The 17,979-nt window shown below is 29.4% G+C and carries 17 protein-coding genes; 8 read left to right on the top strand and 9 right to left on the bottom strand.

Going from position 1 to position 17,979, the window contains the following annotated elements; all coding sequences use genetic code 11:
* Positions 1–95: 95 nt before the first annotated feature.
* From HBE96_RS04085 to HBE96_RS04060, 6 genes are all read right to left on the bottom strand, one after another.
* Positions 96–1,064: a helix-turn-helix domain-containing protein gene (locus HBE96_RS04085; RefSeq protein ID WP_169296484.1), complete on the bottom strand. Its 969-nt coding sequence runs from the start codon at positions 1,062–1,064 to the stop codon at positions 96–98.
* A 31-nt stretch (positions 1,065–1,095) separates the two neighbouring features.
* A complete protein-coding gene (locus HBE96_RS04080; protein ID WP_169296483.1) occupies positions 1,096–1,608 on the bottom strand; it encodes a hypothetical protein in 513 nt (170 codons plus the stop codon).
* 3 nt (positions 1,609–1,611) lie between these two features.
* The gene (locus HBE96_RS04075; RefSeq protein WP_169296482.1) at positions 1,612–2,331 is read right to left on the bottom strand and encodes an alpha/beta fold hydrolase; all 720 of its coding nucleotides are present in this window, start codon (positions 2,329–2,331) and stop codon (positions 1,612–1,614) included.
* Between the two features lie 57 nt (positions 2,332–2,388).
* On the bottom strand, positions 2,389–2,985 hold the full coding sequence (locus tag HBE96_RS04070; RefSeq protein ID WP_169296481.1) for a TetR/AcrR family transcriptional regulator: 597 nt from the start codon (positions 2,983–2,985) through the stop codon (positions 2,389–2,391).
* A gap of 592 nt (positions 2,986–3,577) precedes the next feature.
* Complete coding sequence (locus HBE96_RS04065) at positions 3,578–4,948, bottom strand: MATE family efflux transporter (RefSeq protein ID WP_169296480.1); 1,371 nt, start codon at positions 4,946–4,948, stop codon at positions 3,578–3,580.
* Positions 4,949–5,186: 238 nt separating this feature from the next.
* Positions 5,187–5,537: a helix-turn-helix domain-containing protein gene (locus HBE96_RS04060; protein ID WP_169296479.1), complete on the bottom strand. Its 351-nt coding sequence runs from the start codon at positions 5,535–5,537 to the stop codon at positions 5,187–5,189.
* Between the two features lie 408 nt (positions 5,538–5,945).
* On the opposite strand from HBE96_RS04060, the gene HBE96_RS04055 reads away from it, so the two are divergent.
* Positions 5,946–6,320 carry a metal-dependent transcriptional regulator gene (locus tag HBE96_RS04055; protein ID WP_169296478.1) on the top strand — a complete coding sequence of 125 codons (375 nt, stop codon included), beginning with the start codon at positions 5,946–5,948 and terminating at the stop codon, positions 6,318–6,320.
* 53 nt (positions 6,321–6,373) lie between these two features.
* Here the strand turns inward: HBE96_RS04055 and HBE96_RS04050 are convergent, their stop codons facing one another.
* Positions 6,374–6,940: a nitroreductase family protein gene (locus HBE96_RS04050; protein ID WP_169296477.1), complete on the bottom strand. Its 567-nt coding sequence runs from the start codon at positions 6,938–6,940 to the stop codon at positions 6,374–6,376.
* A 229-nt stretch (positions 6,941–7,169) separates the two neighbouring features.
* Complete coding sequence (locus tag HBE96_RS04045) at positions 7,170–7,580, bottom strand: DUF5391 family protein (protein ID WP_169296476.1); 411 nt, start codon at positions 7,578–7,580, stop codon at positions 7,170–7,172.
* Positions 7,581–7,704: 124 nt separating this feature from the next.
* On the opposite strand from HBE96_RS04045, the gene HBE96_RS04040 reads away from it, so the two are divergent.
* The 7 genes from HBE96_RS04040 (at position 7,705) to feoB (ending at position 15,984) form a co-directional block, all read left to right on the top strand.
* Entirely contained in the window at positions 7,705–8,394 is a 690-nt protein-coding gene (locus tag HBE96_RS04040) for a response regulator transcription factor (RefSeq protein WP_169296475.1), read from the top strand.
* A 19-nt stretch (positions 8,395–8,413) separates the two neighbouring features.
* Positions 8,414–9,466: a sensor histidine kinase gene (locus tag HBE96_RS04035; RefSeq protein ID WP_169296474.1), complete on the top strand. Its 1,053-nt coding sequence runs from the start codon at positions 8,414–8,416 to the stop codon at positions 9,464–9,466.
* Positions 9,467–9,632: 166 nt separating this feature from the next.
* On the top strand, positions 9,633–10,400 hold the full coding sequence (locus HBE96_RS04030; RefSeq protein WP_169296512.1) for an ABC transporter ATP-binding protein: 768 nt from the start codon (positions 9,633–9,635) through the stop codon (positions 10,398–10,400).
* On the top strand, positions 10,387–12,348 hold the full coding sequence (locus HBE96_RS04025; protein WP_169296473.1) for an FtsX-like permease family protein: 1,962 nt from the start codon (positions 10,387–10,389) through the stop codon (positions 12,346–12,348). The genes HBE96_RS04030 and HBE96_RS04025 overlap by 14 nt, the downstream gene beginning before the upstream one ends.
* 146 nt (positions 12,349–12,494) lie before the next feature.
* Positions 12,495–13,406, top strand: coding sequence for an AEC family transporter (locus tag HBE96_RS04020; RefSeq protein ID WP_169296472.1), 912 nt, complete (start codon positions 12,495–12,497; stop codon positions 13,404–13,406).
* Between the two features lie 133 nt (positions 13,407–13,539).
* The gene (locus HBE96_RS04015) at positions 13,540–13,779 is read left to right on the top strand and encodes a FeoA family protein (RefSeq protein WP_169296471.1); all 240 of its coding nucleotides are present in this window, start codon (positions 13,540–13,542) and stop codon (positions 13,777–13,779) included.
* Between the two features lie 54 nt (positions 13,780–13,833).
* Positions 13,834–15,984 carry a ferrous iron transport protein B gene (gene feoB / locus HBE96_RS04010; protein WP_169296470.1) on the top strand — a complete coding sequence of 717 codons (2,151 nt, stop codon included), beginning with the start codon at positions 13,834–13,836 and terminating at the stop codon, positions 15,982–15,984.
* A 254-nt stretch (positions 15,985–16,238) separates the two neighbouring features.
* On the opposite strand, the gene HBE96_RS04005 is transcribed toward feoB, so the two are convergent.
* Positions 16,239–17,966: a hypothetical protein gene (locus HBE96_RS04005; RefSeq protein WP_169296469.1), complete on the bottom strand. Its 1,728-nt coding sequence runs from the start codon at positions 17,964–17,966 to the stop codon at positions 16,239–16,241.
* Between the last annotated feature and the right edge of the window lie 13 nt (positions 17,967–17,979).

The raw sequence follows: 17,979 nt of genomic DNA, 5'->3' as shown, positions 1-17,979 counted from the left end.
TTTCCAATATTTTCTTACGTGAAAAATGGATCGTCAGAATTCACTGACCACCCATATCATAAGGCTTTTCTATGCTTTTTTCTTCTCCATACCGACTACTTTATTCCATTTGGACTAAATATTTTACGATACTCTAAAGGCGATTTTCCTATCACTGCTTTAAATGCAGTTGAAAACTTACTCGGACTATCGTAACCAACCTTCCCAGCAATGTCGGTAATACTCATGTGACTTTGATTTTTCAGTAAAACAGCAGCCCGATTCATGCGATATACTCTCATATAAGTGTTTATTGGGCTGCCGTAGACATTCTTAAAACAGTTCTTCATGGGAGTTAGCGGAATGGCAAAACACTTTGACAGTTCTTCCTGTGTATAATGTCTTTGAAGATTTTCTGTCATCAACTTCCGCATTGCCTTAATTTTTTCCACCTGATTTTTATAAAAATATGGTTTTTCTTGAAGATTTTTAGGAAGCTCTAACACATCCAAGTAGAGCAGCATTTCAAATATTTTTATTTTGAAATATGGTATGAGAATCTTCTTCGGTACCATATAAAGTTCACTAAAAATATGCTCAATTGTAGGAGCATTATGAATAACAAAAGGATGCCTTCCATTGCAGAATTTCTTTTGTAAAACAGATAACTTAACAGGAAAGTCCTTAATTTCTTCCTTTAATGAACTCTCTGCTTGATCCATATCAAAGGTAACTGTGAGTCCATGATAATGAGCTAGCGGAAATTCAAAATGTCCCTGATGTGCAATTCTACGATCTATTTTTAGATCTCCTGCCTCAAAATAAGAGAAGGCTCCCTTCGTGTATGCATACTCCAGTCTCCCTTCTCTACAATGATCAATACAGAACAAATTTCGGCTTGTCTCGTAAGTAGACTCACAGTTTTCCATGTGATAATCATTATAAGAAATGCTTACTCCTGGGAACACTTGATACATGGTCATAATACCTTCTCCAGTATCATTTTTCATCTGAAAAATACTGCATTCTTTAGTTTCTGTTAAAAGAACCATCTGTTCTTCTTCTTTTTCTTCTTGAAACTTCATGAAACCTTCTCTCCCATCATATGTAGATTTACTAGATTAAATTTTTCAGTATCACAAAATCAATAACTGCAAAAACCAGTGCACATAATGTCATATAACCGCAACCCCTTATAAAACCAATAAAATGGAATTTATAATCTTTGTATCCTTTGCATCCCTCTGTCCCAGGCAGGATGAAGCATTTTGGAGTAATAGTGCAAAAAATCAGCCAATCAAGAATCAGTAGATCTACCACATTCCACATCATGCAAATAATCCAAAGGTGCAAAAATACTGCACCAAAGGATGCTTGATGTCCTCCATAATGCAACAGTCCAGCAGACATCAGCGTGCCAAACAAGATCACATAGCTGACGATAGTAAACAACTTCCCATTTCTATGTTGTGCTGGAGTCACCTCTGAAAGTCTTGCAGCTTTACGTGCATCCTCCGGATAATCATGAACCAGAAGCCATGGAAAATGGAAAAACATAGGAATTAATAAAGCTATCCAAAGAATGGACCAAATAAGTCCTTCTAAAAGTGCTTGTGAAATTAGAGTCATAAATTATTCCTCCTTAAATAATTTGGCAAATTCTAGTGGTTCCTTCATTAAGAAGCCACAGTGCCTATAACCAGGTTTTACAACCACGGAAATATCCTTTCTATGGTCTAACTTTCGGCAATTTGCCTTATAATTAGGATCCTGCTCTCCATAAATCAGCAGAATTTTGGTGTCACCCGCTTGGACATAATTTGGTAGCTGAGGCCCGAAGCAGGTCTCACAGCTTTGGCGTATGGTATTTTCCGTCAAAGTCAGGCAGGATTTACGCATCATAGGACCAAATTCTCCATACTGCTCGTCAAAGATACATTGAGCGTCGGGATCAGCCTGAACACCTAAAACCAGTTGCCAAAAGCCATTAGCGCAAACTGAAGCTGCTGCACTGGGCACGTCAAAAGGCGGACTATCCAAAATCAAGCGTCGAATACGAATATTTCCTCGCTGCCACAATTTCCATACCAACATGGCTCCCAAAGAACTGCCAGCCGCCGTCAGTTCCACAATATTTCTTTCACTAAGAAATGTTTCAATTTGCTCTAGTTCCGAATCTGAACCAAGGTATTCAGTTGTGTTGGTTGGATCATATCCGTCCAATGTGGGAACCACAAGAAAATAATCTTGCAATTCAGAAATGATTTTTTCAAATAGAGCTCCTGTTGTAAACATGGTGTGCAACAGGAGCACACAATGCTGTGTTTCTGTTCCATAGGTATTTATTCTCATAGTATTCCTCCTTTTCAGTTCAATGTGTTTAACTCCAAGATGCTAAAAATCCATCAATTAATCCTTATTTTCTACAAAGATGCAAGAAAATAGTAGGCTGTACATACTTTCCAAAGTTTCTTTCAGTGCATCGGTATGCAGCTCCGATTGATTCATCTGCGCCAAAGCCATAATTTTTATAAGGTTTGCTACCAGATGCCTGTTCATGTCTGAACGTACACCTTCCATATGTTCAAAAAGCCGTTCCATAACTGCTGCTTCCCGCTCTGTATCCAAAAAACACTCCGGTGGCAAAGCTTTTCTGAGTTTTTCTTCATCTTCCGAGGTCAGATATTTGTAAATGCTGCGGTCACTGAAAATAATCTGTTTTAAAAATTCTCTTGCCTGTGTCTGAGGCAACTTATCCCGACCATCTAAAAGCTGTTCAAATTCTTCCATAAGCTGTTTGCGCATATGCTGAATAACTTCGTAAACAAAATATTCCTTGCTGGGAAAAAAATTATAAAATGTGCCTTTCCCCAATCCCGCTGCCTCCGCTACCTTTTCCACTGAAGTATGTGTCATTCCATACTGACGTATTAATTTGTATCCTGCCTCCAGCATCTGAGCTTTAGATTTCTCCCTCTCATGCCAGTCGAATTTTCTAGGCGACATATTATCCCTCCTGTATTTGACTAAAAAATATTTTTATATGACTATTATTATAATAATAGTCACTGATATGAGAATATCATTTTTAAAGAGTAATGTCAACTTCATTTCTCATGTAACTTCAATGCCTAATAGAACAATTCTTTATTTACAAATCTAGTTATTGTTGATTTTTACCTATTACTATCATTAACACATTCTTCTTTTATTAATTTTAATGTGTTCGGCTTTATGTATCTACAATATTATACTAACACCGACTAAATCATTATTTGGAATCATATACTCAATATTTAGTTGAAGTTTTAGTTTATAATTTCTACAATTTAAATATAATTTTACTATAAATCTTTCACTCTTCTGATGGGGATATTTATTTTTTTAGACAAAAAGTTGTGGCGCTAATTTTTTAGTTCCACAACCTCATAATTTTTTTAAGTGACTACTGCACTCATAAATATATTTTAATGTCAGTTTTATATATTTTCTATTCCAATAAGTCGTAATTGTTCCATTTGAACAAGGTTAACTCAAATAACATAACTTTATACTATTCTAATCTATAATCTTATTCTTTTTTCTTCATTATATCTTATTAAACCACATTTTTTACTATCTTTTCATTATCTACACTTATTTTACCAATTTTCTTATATTGTTTAAGTATCATTATTAACGTTATAACAAATACAATCCCATCAGTTACTGGAACTGCTGCCCATACCCCTTTAGTTCCCATGAATCTTGGCAGTAAAATAATAAGTGGAACAATTAAAGCAATTTGCCTAGCTATAACTAATATACTAGCATTTTTGCCTTTACCTAAAGATTGGAACAAGGTTACTGACATAATCCAAAAACCTAGTACTGGGAAAATACTATACATCAATCTAAAATAATCTATTCCTTCTGATACAATGGAAGCATCTTTAATGAATAGTGACAATAACTGTGATGGAAAAACTTGAAATGGAATCCAAAAGCATAATGATAAGATTGTTGCACCTACTATAAAAGTATTGGCAGATTTTTTTACTCTATCATATAATTTTGCTCCATAATTTGTACCTATAACTGGCTGCAAGCCTTGGCTCATTCCCCATAGTGGAATAAATGATAATGCTTGCATTCTAAGTGCAGCTCCAATTAAAATAATTTGCGAATCCCCACCATAGCTTGAAGCCACCTTATAAATAACAGTCTGTTGTATAAACATCATTACCTGCATTAACATTGCTGAAAAACCTATTGAAAATATTTCTGGAAGCAAACTAAACTCAATTTTAACACTATGAAAACGTATGTTTTTACTGTTTCTTATAAAATATATCATCGTAATAACAGCTTGTATAATTTGTGATAATACAGTTGCAAAAGCAGCTCCTTCAACTTTATAACCAAAGGCAATAATCATAATTGGTGCCAGAATAATATTTATAATAGCACCAGCTGCCATAAAGCTCATAGCTTTTTTCATAGAACCTTCAGCTCTCATAATCATATTTGCACTTTGAGCAAAATTCACGAAAACTGATCCCATAAATATAATCCTCATATAACGTATTGCTAAATTTAATATTTCCCCTTTTGCACCACTTATTATCAGTAGTTCTCTAGTAAATATAATTCCACAAACTGTAACAATAGCTGAAAGAATTATTATAAGTATTAATAAGTTACCCATAATTTTATCTATTGTATTCTTATCCTTCTTTCCTATAGCTCTTGATAATACAGAAGCAGAACCCATACCAATTAAAGTAGAAATTCCACTGTTTATTAGTGTAAAGGGATAAGCTACAGAAACAGCTCCCATGGCATTAGGTCCAAGCATCTGTCCAGCGTAAATAGCATCCACAAAGGAATAAAGTCCAATCACCAGCATTCCTATAACCGCTGGCACACAAAGCTTTATCATAAGCTGAAGCGGACTTTTTTCTAATAATTCTGATCTAGTATCTTTCATTTTCTTACCTCCACGTATTAAATTTTATACATACACACTATAAATTATCCTGCTCTTTATTTCTGCTCCATATGGTCACCTTTATACTATTTGGACAAAAAATTCAAAGTATGTATCCTTTTATTTTCATTTGTTTCTTATTATCTGCCATAGCTAATGCCGCCTTTCATACTAAATATAATACTTTTAAGAAAAAAAATCGGGCCTAGCTTAAAGCAAAAGGCCCAATTAAAAATTATTATCTTTTTCTGTATTCAACTGGTGTAATACTGAAAGTATCTTTAAATGCTTTTGATAACTTTGCATCCGAGAGTAATTCTTTAGCTTTCTTCATCCTATAACTTCTACTATAAGAAAAAATAGTATCTCCATAAACATTTTTAAATCCTCTTTCTAAATCTGTTGAATTCATATTAACTCTTTGTGAAATTTCCTTAATTGTAATGTGCTTATCTATATTTCCTATGATAATTCTTCTTGCTTCTTTAATTTTTTCTATAGAACTTTTAGAAAAATACACAGCTTCATTTTTTTCATAATCTAAATCAGATATCAAATAAAGCAAAAGCTCTATAACTTTTACTTTCATTAGATGAATTTTGTAATGCTTAGGAAGAACAAATAATTCTTTAAAAATATGTTCTATGACTGTCTATAATACTCTACAATCTTTTTGTATTTCTGTTTTTTCTACTATCCAATTAAAAAACTCTTTATCTTCCTCAAGTTTTCTCAATATAATATCACTCCCTTGCATTAATATAAACTCGCCTCATAATAAAATAATGCTAAAATATATATGCTAGGTTAAATGATACTGAAAATCATTTTCTTTGTCAACGAATATAATATTTTAAGCTAAATAAAGAAACCTTATACGACTTACTTTACAGAATATAAAATGTATATTAACTCTATAATTGAATCCCTAGACTATTTATGTTACTATAAAATTAATTTAGTCACAAATTGGTAATAGAAAGATGGTGAAATTGCTATGAAAATTCAAGAATCTGCAGAAAACTATCTTGAAACAATTTTAATATTACAAAAAACACTTAATGCTGTACGCTCTATTGATATAGTAAATGAACTCAATTATACCAAAGCAAGCGTTAGTATTGCCATGAAAAAATTAAGAGAAAATGGATATATTGAAATGGATAAGGATGGGTACATTTCTCTTACAAAGGCTGGTCTTGCCATTGCAGAAAAAATGTACGAAAGACATGAAACTCTTTCAAGTTTTTTGATGTTTCTTGGTGTAAATAAAAAAACATCACTAGAAGATGCTTGTAGAATTGAACATGTAATAAGTGATGAAAGTTTTGATAAGATAAAAAAATATATAATGACACTGCCTAAACATTAAAAATCATTAACAAAAGCAAACTAATTAGGATTAAATTATTATCTATTGTTTTTCTAGTATATCCATTCTGTAACTTCTTGAAATAACTTACGCGGACGTGGATATGGACATTGATTTGGATATCCTATAGCAACTGCTGACACAAGTTCATCTTTACGATTTAACCAAGAACATATTTCATTATCACAATAAAAAACATCACAAATCCAAAGACTACCTAATCCAAAATCTTGTGCAGCAAAAATCATTGTTTGTACAGCTGCACCTATTGACTGAGTATCCGTAAGTAATCTGTAGTGATTATAGTCTTCTTCAAACTTAGAAAATGCATTGAATACTAGAATCACTATTGATGCTTCATCAATAGAATTAATACTTAATTCTAAGCTTCCAACATTTTTATTTTGTTCCTTATGAAAATTTGCCACATTACTCATTATATTTACTAACTCACCTTTTTTTTTACCTTGTATAATAACAAATCTCCATGGTTGACGATTTTTACCTGAAGGAGCCTTAGTTGCTAATTTAAGTATTTTTTCTATTATTTCTTTTGGCACTACTTTGTTTTTGTATTTTCTTATACTTCTTCGTTCTTCTATTACTTTTATTGTATCCATATTAGCTCTCCTAAATCTTATATTTTTTAAATATACTTTTTCTATTTATTTGTAATTCATTTGAAAATAAATTAATTAGTAATTCCTCAATAGCAAAAATATTTGCAACAGCACAAACTATATACATAATCCTATTTGATTGCACAAAAGCAAGTGATACTATAAATGCAAATAATATAAAACCTGTGAATTTGTTATTTGCCTATAACTCATTATAATATAATTACACTTACTTTCTCTTTGATGATAAAGAAAAAACTACAAAAAACCAAATAACATTTACAATTAATGATGTAATAGAAATAGCTCCTATTAGTGAATATAATAAATTTTTAGTAAATGAGTTGAAAATAAAAATAAACACTATCAGTGAAAAATCTGCTAACATTCCAATAGCTAAAAAAACTGCTATTACAAATTTCATTACATCTACTCCTAATGCATAAACAATCAAAGGTAATATATAAAGTAATGAAACAATACCTATAGATAACCACATACCAATAGAATTAAATTTATTAGCATTAGGTCCAGAGTTAGCAAGTGGCGAAATAGAGCTTATACCTACTAGTAAACAAAAAAGTGCTGTAGCTACTAATGTTATAAGTATAATTTTACACTTGTTTTTTTGTTTTATCATTATATTAACTTCCTTTCTTCATTCTATATCCATCTTATTCCACAAGGAAACAAATTGTCAATTTTATTATATTATTTATGATACAATAGAAAGATAAATGACATTGCTTTGAGAGGTGTATAAAATGTATAACATAATGATAATTGAAGATGATAAAAAATTAGACAATCTTGTAAGAAATCATCTGCAAAAGTATGGATATAAAACTTACTCTGTAGATGACTTTTCTAATATAAAAAATGAGTTTATAAAAAATAATCCTCACCTTGTTCTTATGGATGTAAATTTACCATTGTACGATGGCTTTTACTGGTGCAGAGATATAAGAACAATATCTAATGTTCCTATAATATTCCTTTCAGCTAGAAATTCTGATATGGACCAAGTTATGGCTATCGAAAATGGAGGGGATGATTATATAACCAAACCTTTTTCCTATGATGTACTCATTGCAAAGATAAAAGGAGTTATAAGAAGAGTTTATGGACGTTACTCAGAAAATATCAATAGTGAAGTATTTGAATCAAATGAACTCTTTTTATATTTAAATCAAAATGTAGTAGAATATAAAAATAAAAAAGTAGAGCTTAGTAAAAAGGAATTCCAACTTCTATATTCCCTTCTTAAGAATGAAAATAAAATTGTTTCCAGAGAAAGCTTACTGGAGGTTTTATGGAATGATGTAGATTTTGTTGATGATAATACCCTGTCTGTTAACATGACTCGCGTAAGAAAAAGACTTGAGGAAATTGGAATTACCAATGTAATTGAAACCAAACGTGGACAAGGTTATAAAATAGTACCAAATTGGTAAAACAAAGCAGGTGAAATAAATGAATTTTAAAGACTTTCTTAAAGATAAAATACCTTTTGCAGTGATTTATTTTTTATCCACTGCTGCAGTTATACTTGTACTGTATCTTACTTTAATTATAAACAAAATTGAACTTATAAATAATAACATACTTTATGCTTGGTTAATTTCAATAATCTTTTTCATATTATTTTTGATATATGATTATTTAAAAAATAGAGATTTTTATAATCAACTTAAAATAATGTTAAATTCAAAGGAAGATCTAGATAATATACTTAATATAGGAAGTTGCAGCACTAATGAGCATGAAATGTTTAAAAAACTTCTGCTTAAAACTTATAAAATATGTAGTGAAAGAACTATAAAATATGAAGAAACACACAAGGAATACATAAATTTTATAAATAAGTGGGTACACCAAATGAAAACTCCTGTATCTGTTATGAATCTCATACTTCAAGATGAAATAAATGAAGATAATAGAGCTGTATTTGACAGTATATTAGAAGAAAATGAAAAGTTATCTCATGGTCTTGATATGATGCTTTGTAATGCAAGAGTTAATGAATTTAATTTTGATTTTAATGTAGAAAGCTTAAACATTATATCCATTGTTAGAAATGTTTTAAATGACAATAAGAAGTCTCTCATAAGAAACCATGTATTCCCTAAAGTTACAGCTGATGCAGATATAACAGTAGAAACAGATAAAAAATGGATTTACTTCGTAATAAATCAAATAGTTATAAATGCTATAAAATATTCAAAACTGAAAATTCAGGACAGCAAGTATATTACTTTTAAAATCAAAGATGAAAATTTAAAAATTATATTATCAATAAGTGATGAAGGAATAGGTATACCAAAAGAAGATTTAAATAGAGTATTTAATGCTTTCTTTACAGGTAAGAATGGAAGAAAAAGTGATGAATCCACAGGAATGGGAATGTACCTTGCAAAGAAAATATGTGATAAACTTGGTCATGAAATTCTTTTAGAATCAAAAGAAGGCAAAGGTTCCACCTTTTCTATTGTATTTTTCAAGGGTAAAAACTTGTTTAAATTTTAATCTTTCAATATTGTAAGATTAAAATTGTATTTGAAAGAGAAATCGATACATTGATTTCTCTAATTTTTTTATAATATATACATAAAATTCAAGATATTCCTCATCTAAAAGAATGAGAATATTATGGATAACAGTCATGAAATTAATAGATGAAAGGAATGATAATATGTCAGTATTAAAAGCTGAAAATATAAGTAAAATTTATGGTGATAAAAAAGGAAACCTACAAGTAAAAGCCCTTGATAAATTTAATATTAGCATCGATGAAGGAGAATTTGTAGGAGTTATGGGCCCTTCTGGAAGTGGAAAGAGCACTCTTTTAAACATTCTTGCAACAATAGATACTCCAACTTCAGGAGAACTTTTCATAAAAGGAGTTAATCCAGAAAAACTTGATGAAAAAAAAGCTGCACTATTTAGGAGGAAAGAACTTGGATTTATATTTCAAGATTTTAATTTACTAGATTCCCTATCAATAAAGGAAAATATAATACTTCCATTAGTACTCAACAAAACAAATACTCATGAAATAGAAAAAAAGGTAGCTGATATTGCTTCACTTTTAAATATAAAAAAGATTTTAGATAAAAGACCTTATGAAACTTCAGGTGGACAGCAGCAAAGAGCCGCTTGTGCTAGAGCACTAATTCATAATCCCTCTATAATACTTGCAGATGAACCTACTGGAAATCTTGATTCTAAAGCTTCTCAGGATGTTATGGAGTCTTTGACTAACTTAAATAATGAAAGAAAAGCAACTATAATGATGGTTACTCATGATCCTTTTGCAGCTAGCTTTTGTAAAAGAATAATAATGATTAAGGATGGAAGATTCTTTTTGGAAATTGTAAAAGGAGGTAATCGCCAAGCTTTCTTTAAGGAAATCATGGATTCACTTACTTTAATAGGAGGTCATTACAATGACATTGCATAACATTGCTGTTAAAAATATAAAAGGAAATTTAAATAAATTTATAATGTACTATTTAAGTAATACCTTTGTAGTTATGGTATTTTTCATATTTGCAAATTTTCTTTTAAGTCCTAAAGCTTCCAGTTTAAAAAACATGGGCCAAGCTGGAGCAATTATGATAGAAATAGTTTATCTTTGTGAGTTTGTAATACTCATATTCACAGTTGTATTTACTAACTATTCCATATCAAGTTTTTTAAAATCCAGAGAAAAAGAATTTGGACTTTTATCGATGTTTGGACTGACAAAAAGCCAAGTAAGAAACTATGTTATGTTTGAAAACTTCATTGTTTCTTTATTCTCTATAAGCACAGGAATTATACTTGGTACTCTTTTTTCTAAGCTATTTTTTATGTCAATTTCAGCTATTTTGATTTTAAATGCTGAAATTCCACTTACTATATCAATTAAAGCTGTACTATTAACCTCAGTGTGTTTTTTAATATTGTTTCAAGTAACTTGTTTTAGATCAAGTTATAAGATAAAAAGCAATAATATAATAGAGCTTTTAAAAGGCTCAAGGGTTGCAAAGCCAGTACCTAAATTTTCTAGTAAAAAAGCAATTTTATCTACAATATTAATTGGCTTTGGATATATTTTAGCAGTTTTTTCAGGTCAAGCTATTGTACTCACTATGTTCCCTATTTTAATTGTAGTAGTAACCGGCACATATATGCTATACTCTCAATTCAGTATATATGTTACAAGTAAACTTAAAAATAATAATAAAATTTTTTATAAAGGCATCAATATGATAACTTTATCTCAAATAATATATAAACTTAGTGACAATACCAAAATACTATTTGCTGTTTCAATACTTTCAGCTGTAACTTTAACAGCTTCTGCAAGTGTATATTCATTTCAAAAAACTGTACAAAAACAAACTATAATAGACTACCCACAGGACATAAGTTTTATTGAAAATGGATTAAATGCACACAATGTAATATCCCCTAAAGAAGTAGAAAAAGTTTTTAAATCCTATGGAAATGAAATAGAATACAAAAATAAAGTTATACTTATAAAAGCAACTAATAATGATTTATCTTCAAATAAGCACTCAAATTTTGAAGAACTCATCAATAGAAAAGATTTCTATATTATGTCCAATACTGATTATAATACTTTAGCAAATGAACAAAAGAAACACTCCATTAAATTAAATAGTGGTGAAGTAATTATTCACTATCATAATGTCATTGCAACTAAAGATACAGAATTATTTGCTGATAAAAGTTATTTAAAATTAAATACTCAAAGCACTTCCATAAACTTAAAGCTTAAAAATGAAATAAATGGTGGAATAATTAATCAGGATAACAAGAACTCCAATACTGCAGTAATAAGTGATGATGACTTTAATAAACTTAAAGCTGATATTAAGGATGATAGTCTTCAAGTTTATTATGGTTATACTATAAAAAATGGATTTAAAGCAGTAAACTCAGTATCAAAGATAAAAAGCGAAATTTCAAAGGAAATGGAAAGTAGTTTTTCTGAAAGAGTATTAAGCTTTTCTAAAATGATGGAAGTCATGTCCACATTTTTCTTCATAGGAACATTTATTTCAGTATTATTCTTCATAGCAACCTGCAGCATAATATACTTTAAATTATTTAATCAAATTCAAAATGATAAACATGAATTTACAGCTCTTAAAAAAATGGGAATGTCTATAGACGAAATAAAGAAAATAGTAAGTACTCAGTGCTTTATAATGTTCTTTCTCCCTTTTGCAGTATCCTTTATTCATACTAGTTTTGCAATAAAGGCTTTAAGCAATATATTACAAACAAGCCTTAGCCTTTATTTAATGATTATAGTAGGAATTTATTTTCTACTACAAACAATTTACTTTTTCTTTTCAAGATCAATGTATGTAAAACAAATAAATAGCTGGCAGTAGTAATTAACCATTTAAAACCTTTCTATCTTTAAATTTAGTATTTGACAATCTATATCTTATTTATATATGATAGAATTATTTGTACAAGATTCTATCATATATAATATGTCAATATGAATTATAAAAAAAAGTTAGAAGGTTAATTTATGGAAGTAAACACAGTAATAACTCAAATAATATCTTTATTTTTAGTTGCCCTGGTAGGTTTCTATGGTGGAAAGAAAAATATTATAGATGAAAATTTTTCAAATGGTTTATCCAAGCTATTAATAGAAATAACAACTCCATTTTTGGTTATTTCCTCCTTCAGTATATCCTATGGACCTGATGTTGCAAACAATGTTGTAAAGGCTTTTATCTATAGCTTTGCAATATTTATACTAACTCCACTGTTAGTAAAACCCTTGCTTATAAAAGTTGATAAAAGCAAAAGAAATGTTCTTGAGTTTGCAATGGTCTTTTCAAATTGTGGCTTTATGGGATTTCCTGTAGCTCAAAGCGTTTTTGGAAATGAAGGAGTAGTATATGCTGCCATTTTTAATATGATATTTAATATTTTTGTATGGACCTACGGAGTAATGTTATTTAATAATAAAAGTGATCTTAAAGGCTTAAAAGAGTCACTTAAAAATCCTGGAGTAGTTTCTTCAGTAATAGGACTTTTAATTATGATATTTTCAATAAAAATACCTCCTATACTGTTGAGCACTACAAAAATGGTTGGAGGACTTACAACGCCAATATCTATGCTTATAATAGGTAGTTTATTATCTAGAAGTGAACTTAAAAAGATTATTAAGGACAAGAGTATGTATTATGGTTCAATGATAAAACTCATACTCTTACCATTAATATTATATTGGATATCCCTTTTATTTAAAGAAAATTCTATGGTTTTAAAAACCTTTATATTAATGCAAGCTATGCCTGCAGGTGCATTAACCACAATTTTTGCAGAAAACTTCAACAAAAATAAAGATTATTCTGCTTTTATAGTATCATTTTCATCTCTTTTATCTGTAATTACTATACCCTTAGTAATTAAATTTTTTTTGTAGCATTTAATAACTAATATTTTAATAAAAAACTATATGTTTAGTAACACTTTAAAAATATCTATCATATTTTAGTGTAGGGAAAGTTTTTTTCCTTAAAGTAATTTATTTTATTATGTATGGAGGTTATTTTTATATGAATAATTATTATATTCCATTAAATCTATTACCACTTGGTGAAAAATGTATAGTAAAGAAACTTACTTCTGATGGTTTAATAAGAAGAAGATTATTGGACTTAGGTTTAATCGATGATACTGTTATACAATCTTTACAAAAGAGTCCATCTGGTGATCCTATTGCTTATCTTATCAGAGGAGCAGTAATTGCTCTACGCACTGAAGTAGCCTCTATGATATTAGTAGAAACTCTTTAAGTTTATATTTATAAATAATATATAAATTTAACACTTTTTAAGGAGGAAATATTAATGTGTTTAACCAGCACTTCAACTGGAATAAAAATTTTGGAGAATGAGCTCAAAATCACTAAAAACTCACCAGATGATAAAATAATAGCACTGGCTGGAAATCCTAATGTAGGAAAAAGTACTGTTTTTAATAATCTAACAGGTTTAAATCAGCATACAGGTAATTGGCCTGGTAAAACTGTAACAAATGCTCATGGAAACTACTTGTATAAAAACACCAATTTTATTTTAGTAGACATACCTGGAACTTACTCTTTAATGTCAAATTCCATTGAAGAAGAAGTTGCTAGAAATTTTATTTGCTTTGGAAATCCAGATACAGTAGTAATTGTAGTAGATGCTACATGTTTAGAAAGAAATTTAAATCTTGTTCTGCAAACATTAGAAATAACTTCAAAGGTAGTAGTATGCGTTAATTTAATGGATGAAGCAGAAAGAAAAGGAATAACTATAAATTTAAAAGAATTATCTAAATGTCTTGGAGTTCCTGTAATAGGAACAAGTGCTACTAAAGAAAAAGATTTAACTCAATTAATGAATGCAGTTTTTGATGTTGCATTTAATAACATTACTACTAACACCATTAACATTGTATATGATGAAGTAATAGAAAATTCCATATCACAGGTTAAAAATTTAGTTGACTTAGTAATTAAGAATTCACTTAATCCTAGATGGGTAGCACTAAAGCTCATAGATGGAGATAAAACCTTATTATCCTCCATTAATAAATACCTAAATTTTAATCTAACTGAAAATTATGAACTTATGAAACAGGTTTATAAAACAAGAACCTTTTTAAATGAACATGATATTAATTCTGATACTTTTCGTGACAAAATTGTTTGTAAGCTTGTAAAAACTTCAGAGACAATTAGTACTAAAGTTGTTTCCTTAAAAAATAGTAACTATAATCATATTGATAGAAAAATAGATAAATACCTTACTTCAAAAAAATTTGGAATTCCAACTATGATTCTTCTTCTAAGTATAGTTTTCTGGATTACCATTACTGGAGCTAACATTCCTTCTGACCTAATCGCTACTGGTCTATTTTGGATACAAGACAAACTAACAGATTTTTTTGCTTGGTTAGGTACTCCTCCTTGGGTACATGGACTTCTAGTTATGGGCATGTATAGAACTCTTGCCTGGGTAGTATCTGTTATGCTTCCTCCTATGGCTATATTTTTTCCTATTTTTACATTACTGGAGGACTTAGGATACTTGCCTCGAATAGCCTTTAATCTTGATAACTATTTTAAAAAAGCATGTACCTGCGGAAAGCAAGCATTAACAATGTGTATGGGCTTTGGTTGTAATGCAGCTGGCATAATAGGATGCAGAATAATAGATTCTCCAAGAGAAAGACTTATTGCTATTATAACTAATAATTTTGTACCTTGTAACGGAAGATTTCCTACTCTAATAGCAATTATCACTATGTTTTTTACTGGAGTTGTTGTAAGTCCCTTTCAATCGGTAATATCTACACTAATTCTCACTGGAGTTATTATTCTAGGAGTTATAATGACATTAATAATATCTAGACTTTTATCAAAAACCATATTAAAAGGTATTCCTTCTAATTTCACTTTAGAATTGCCACCATATAGAAAACCTCAAATAGGAAAAATTATAATTAGATCAATATTTGATAGAACTCTATTTGTACTTGGTCGTGCTGTTGTAATAGCAGCACCAGCAGGATTAGTTATTTGGATAATGGCCAATACTCAAATAGGCAATACAAGCATTTTAGCTTATTGTGCTAATTTTTTAAACCCATTTGCAAAACTTATTGGATTAGATGGTTATATTTTAATGGCATTTATTTTAGGTTTCCCTGCAAATGAAATAGTTGTTCCTATAATAATTATGAGCTATATGTCTACTGGAAGTATGCTTGAACTTGACAGCTTAGATCAATTAAGAAATCTACTTATTACAAACGGTTGGACCTCCTTAACTGCTATATGTGTTATGCTGTTTTCATTAATGCACTGGCCTTGTGCTACCACTTGTCTAACTATAAAAAAAGAAACTCAAAGCTGGAAATGGACATTTATTTCTTTTATTGTACCAACTATTACTGGAATTACCATTTGTTTTATAGTTGCAACTACTGTAAGGTTAATAGGCTTATTATAATTTAAAATTTTAAGTATCAAATAAATTTTAGAATAATTCATCTATATATATTAGTCTTATTTTACTACCTAAAAAGGATTAAATTACTACGTATAAAAATAATTTTTTCCTAAAATATAATTAGGACTGCCAGTAAGGTGACAGCCCTAATTATATTATATTTTATTTTTTCCTATAATACGAGTTGTTACAACATCTGTAACAGCTCATCCTAAAATGATTAATATTTGTATAAAAGATTTTTTACTTTTCAATTACTTCAACTTATCTTTTGTATTTTCTGATACATTTAAATCTTTTTCTGATACTGTATATTCAATATTATTTATAATATATGTACCTTTTAAATCTTTTATTGGCTCTTTGAATTTACCTTCCGCCTCAGTTTGTCCATTCTGTAGGTTTTCAAGATAAGTGCTAGCCACAATTTTATTATCCTTAGTAATTACTATAATCACCTTGTTTCCTAAAATTTTATTACCTGCAAAAGGATCTGTAAAATGAACCTTTATACCATCCTCAGTTAATTTCTCTACTGAAAAATAAGGTTTGACTTCTATAGAATCAGACATAAAGTCTTCCATTGTATTTCCTGCTTCATCTGTAAAATTTTTAACAACTAATTTCCATTTTCCTTCTGTCAAAGATGTTACTGGATTTATGAGAAAAGAACCTATGTCCCTAAACCTGGTAATTCCTTTATTATTAGAATCAAAGTCATATTTAAATGGAATTTGATCTAATCGAAATGCAATTTTTTCTCCATTTTCATGTGATTCTGCACCTGATTCTAATATATCTCCCATTAGTGCATATTTACCTTTTATTGTTATAGGTTTTCCACTACTATCAAGCACATTTTTTCCATTATCGTCTACTTTATAATATTCAGCTGAAAACACTGGTAATCCATATTCATTATCCTTAAGCTGCTCCTGACTTGGAGTTAAAGGATTATATCCTACTACTGCAGGTAATTTAGTATTTGCCTTTTTTAAAGCACTTACCATATCCTCTGTAAATATTTGTACTGGCTCATTAAATACCAATCTTGTATTTCCTGCACTTTGAAGACCATTTTCTCCAATATATGTATATATGGTTTTTTCATGCACCACCTTTGGTTTTTCATTATCTTTAGCAAGACGTATATCTCGTTTTGCAGTTAATTTATCTGATCCTTTATTGTCTATTATCTTATTTCCATTTTGGTCTTCTAATCCTTCTGCCACAAGCCTTAAGCCTTTAATTTTATTATCATAATAATTTAAACCAGTTTTCTCTGTATTAAGAATTCTTGTCCAATCTTCTGTTAACTCAAGAACTAATCTGTCTGTATTCTCTTTATTTTTTATAACATAACAAGTTACAGGACTTCCCCCTTCTACATTTTGCAACATTTCAGGCTTACTTTTACCATCTAAATTTATATTAATTTCTCCAAGCTTGTCAATTCCATAAGGATCTTTTTTTTCATTATCTGGGACTATAATTTTTAAAGTTCCCTTATTAGGATTAATGTTTTTATTAAAAACTACAACAAATTGTTCTATTGATTCATTATCTCCATCTTCATCATGACTGTAATCACCATCTTGATACCAATCAAAAGCAGAATCATGATTTTTATAGTTTTCTACATCTTCACCATTTACCTGCAAAATATCATTAGGAATAGTATCTAATGGAGTACCATTTTTTAAGTTAGTAAAACTTTCGATATCATTTCCAGTATACCATTTTCCATTATACTTGTAGTAAACCCCATTTTTATCATCTACGGTTTTTGAAGCTTTTATAAAAGTATTTAAATTGTAATTAGAATTATCCATATTATCTAATTGAAATAAATTTTTACCGATAACTAAAGAATTATCTGATATATTGTTTAACTCACTAATATTGTCTGCTAAGACATGTTTTGCCATTGATAATATCATTATTGATGATAATGCAAATGCTATGGTTTTTCTTTTTATCATTATATTGTCCCTC

The sequence above is a fragment of the Clostridium muellerianum genome (assembly GCF_012926525.1).
Classification (GTDB): domain Bacteria; phylum Bacillota; class Clostridia; order Clostridiales; family Clostridiaceae; genus Clostridium_AM; species Clostridium_AM muellerianum.
The sequence above is the reverse complement of the archived record's forward strand: the minus strand, read 5'-3'. Positions and strand labels throughout refer to the sequence as shown.

Bases quoted from the DNA above. Each gene is read 5' to 3' on its own strand.
- HBE96_RS04085 (WP_169296484.1), bottom strand. From the start codon at position 1,064: ATGAAGTTTCAAGAAGAAAAAGAAGAAGAACAGATGGTTCTTTTAACA.
- HBE96_RS04080 (WP_169296483.1), bottom strand. From the start codon at position 1,608: ATGACTCTAATTTCACAAGCACTTTTAGAAGGACTTATTTGGTCCATT.
- HBE96_RS04075 (WP_169296482.1), bottom strand. From the start codon at position 2,331: ATGAGAATAAATACCTATGGAACAGAAACACAGCATTGTGTGCTCCTG.
- HBE96_RS04070 (WP_169296481.1), bottom strand. From the start codon at position 2,985: ATGTCGCCTAGAAAATTCGACTGGCATGAGAGGGAGAAATCTAAAGCT.
- HBE96_RS04065 (WP_169296480.1), bottom strand. From the start codon at position 4,948: ATGAAAGATACTAGATCAGAATTATTAGAAAAAAGTCCGCTTCAGCTT.
- HBE96_RS04060 (WP_169296479.1), bottom strand. From the start codon at position 5,537: ATGAAAGTAAAAGTTATAGAGCTTTTGCTTTATTTGATATCTGATTTA.
- HBE96_RS04055 (WP_169296478.1), top strand. From the start codon at position 5,946: ATGAAAATTCAAGAATCTGCAGAAAACTATCTTGAAACAATTTTAATA.
- HBE96_RS04050 (WP_169296477.1), bottom strand. From the start codon at position 6,940: ATGGATACAATAAAAGTAATAGAAGAACGAAGAAGTATAAGAAAATAC.
- HBE96_RS04045 (WP_169296476.1), bottom strand. From the start codon at position 7,580: ATGATAAAACAAAAAAACAAGTGTAAAATTATACTTATAACATTAGTA.
- HBE96_RS04040 (WP_169296475.1), top strand. From the start codon at position 7,705: ATGTATAACATAATGATAATTGAAGATGATAAAAAATTAGACAATCTT.
- HBE96_RS04035 (WP_169296474.1), top strand. From the start codon at position 8,414: ATGAATTTTAAAGACTTTCTTAAAGATAAAATACCTTTTGCAGTGATT.
- HBE96_RS04030 (WP_169296512.1), top strand. From the start codon at position 9,633: ATGTCAGTATTAAAAGCTGAAAATATAAGTAAAATTTATGGTGATAAA.
- HBE96_RS04025 (WP_169296473.1), top strand. From the start codon at position 10,387: ATGACATTGCATAACATTGCTGTTAAAAATATAAAAGGAAATTTAAAT.
- HBE96_RS04020 (WP_169296472.1), top strand. From the start codon at position 12,495: ATGGAAGTAAACACAGTAATAACTCAAATAATATCTTTATTTTTAGTT.
- HBE96_RS04015 (WP_169296471.1), top strand. From the start codon at position 13,540: ATGAATAATTATTATATTCCATTAAATCTATTACCACTTGGTGAAAAA.
- feoB (WP_169296470.1), top strand. From the start codon at position 13,834: ATGTGTTTAACCAGCACTTCAACTGGAATAAAAATTTTGGAGAATGAG.
- HBE96_RS04005 (WP_169296469.1), bottom strand. From the start codon at position 17,966: ATGATAAAAAGAAAAACCATAGCATTTGCATTATCATCAATAATGATA.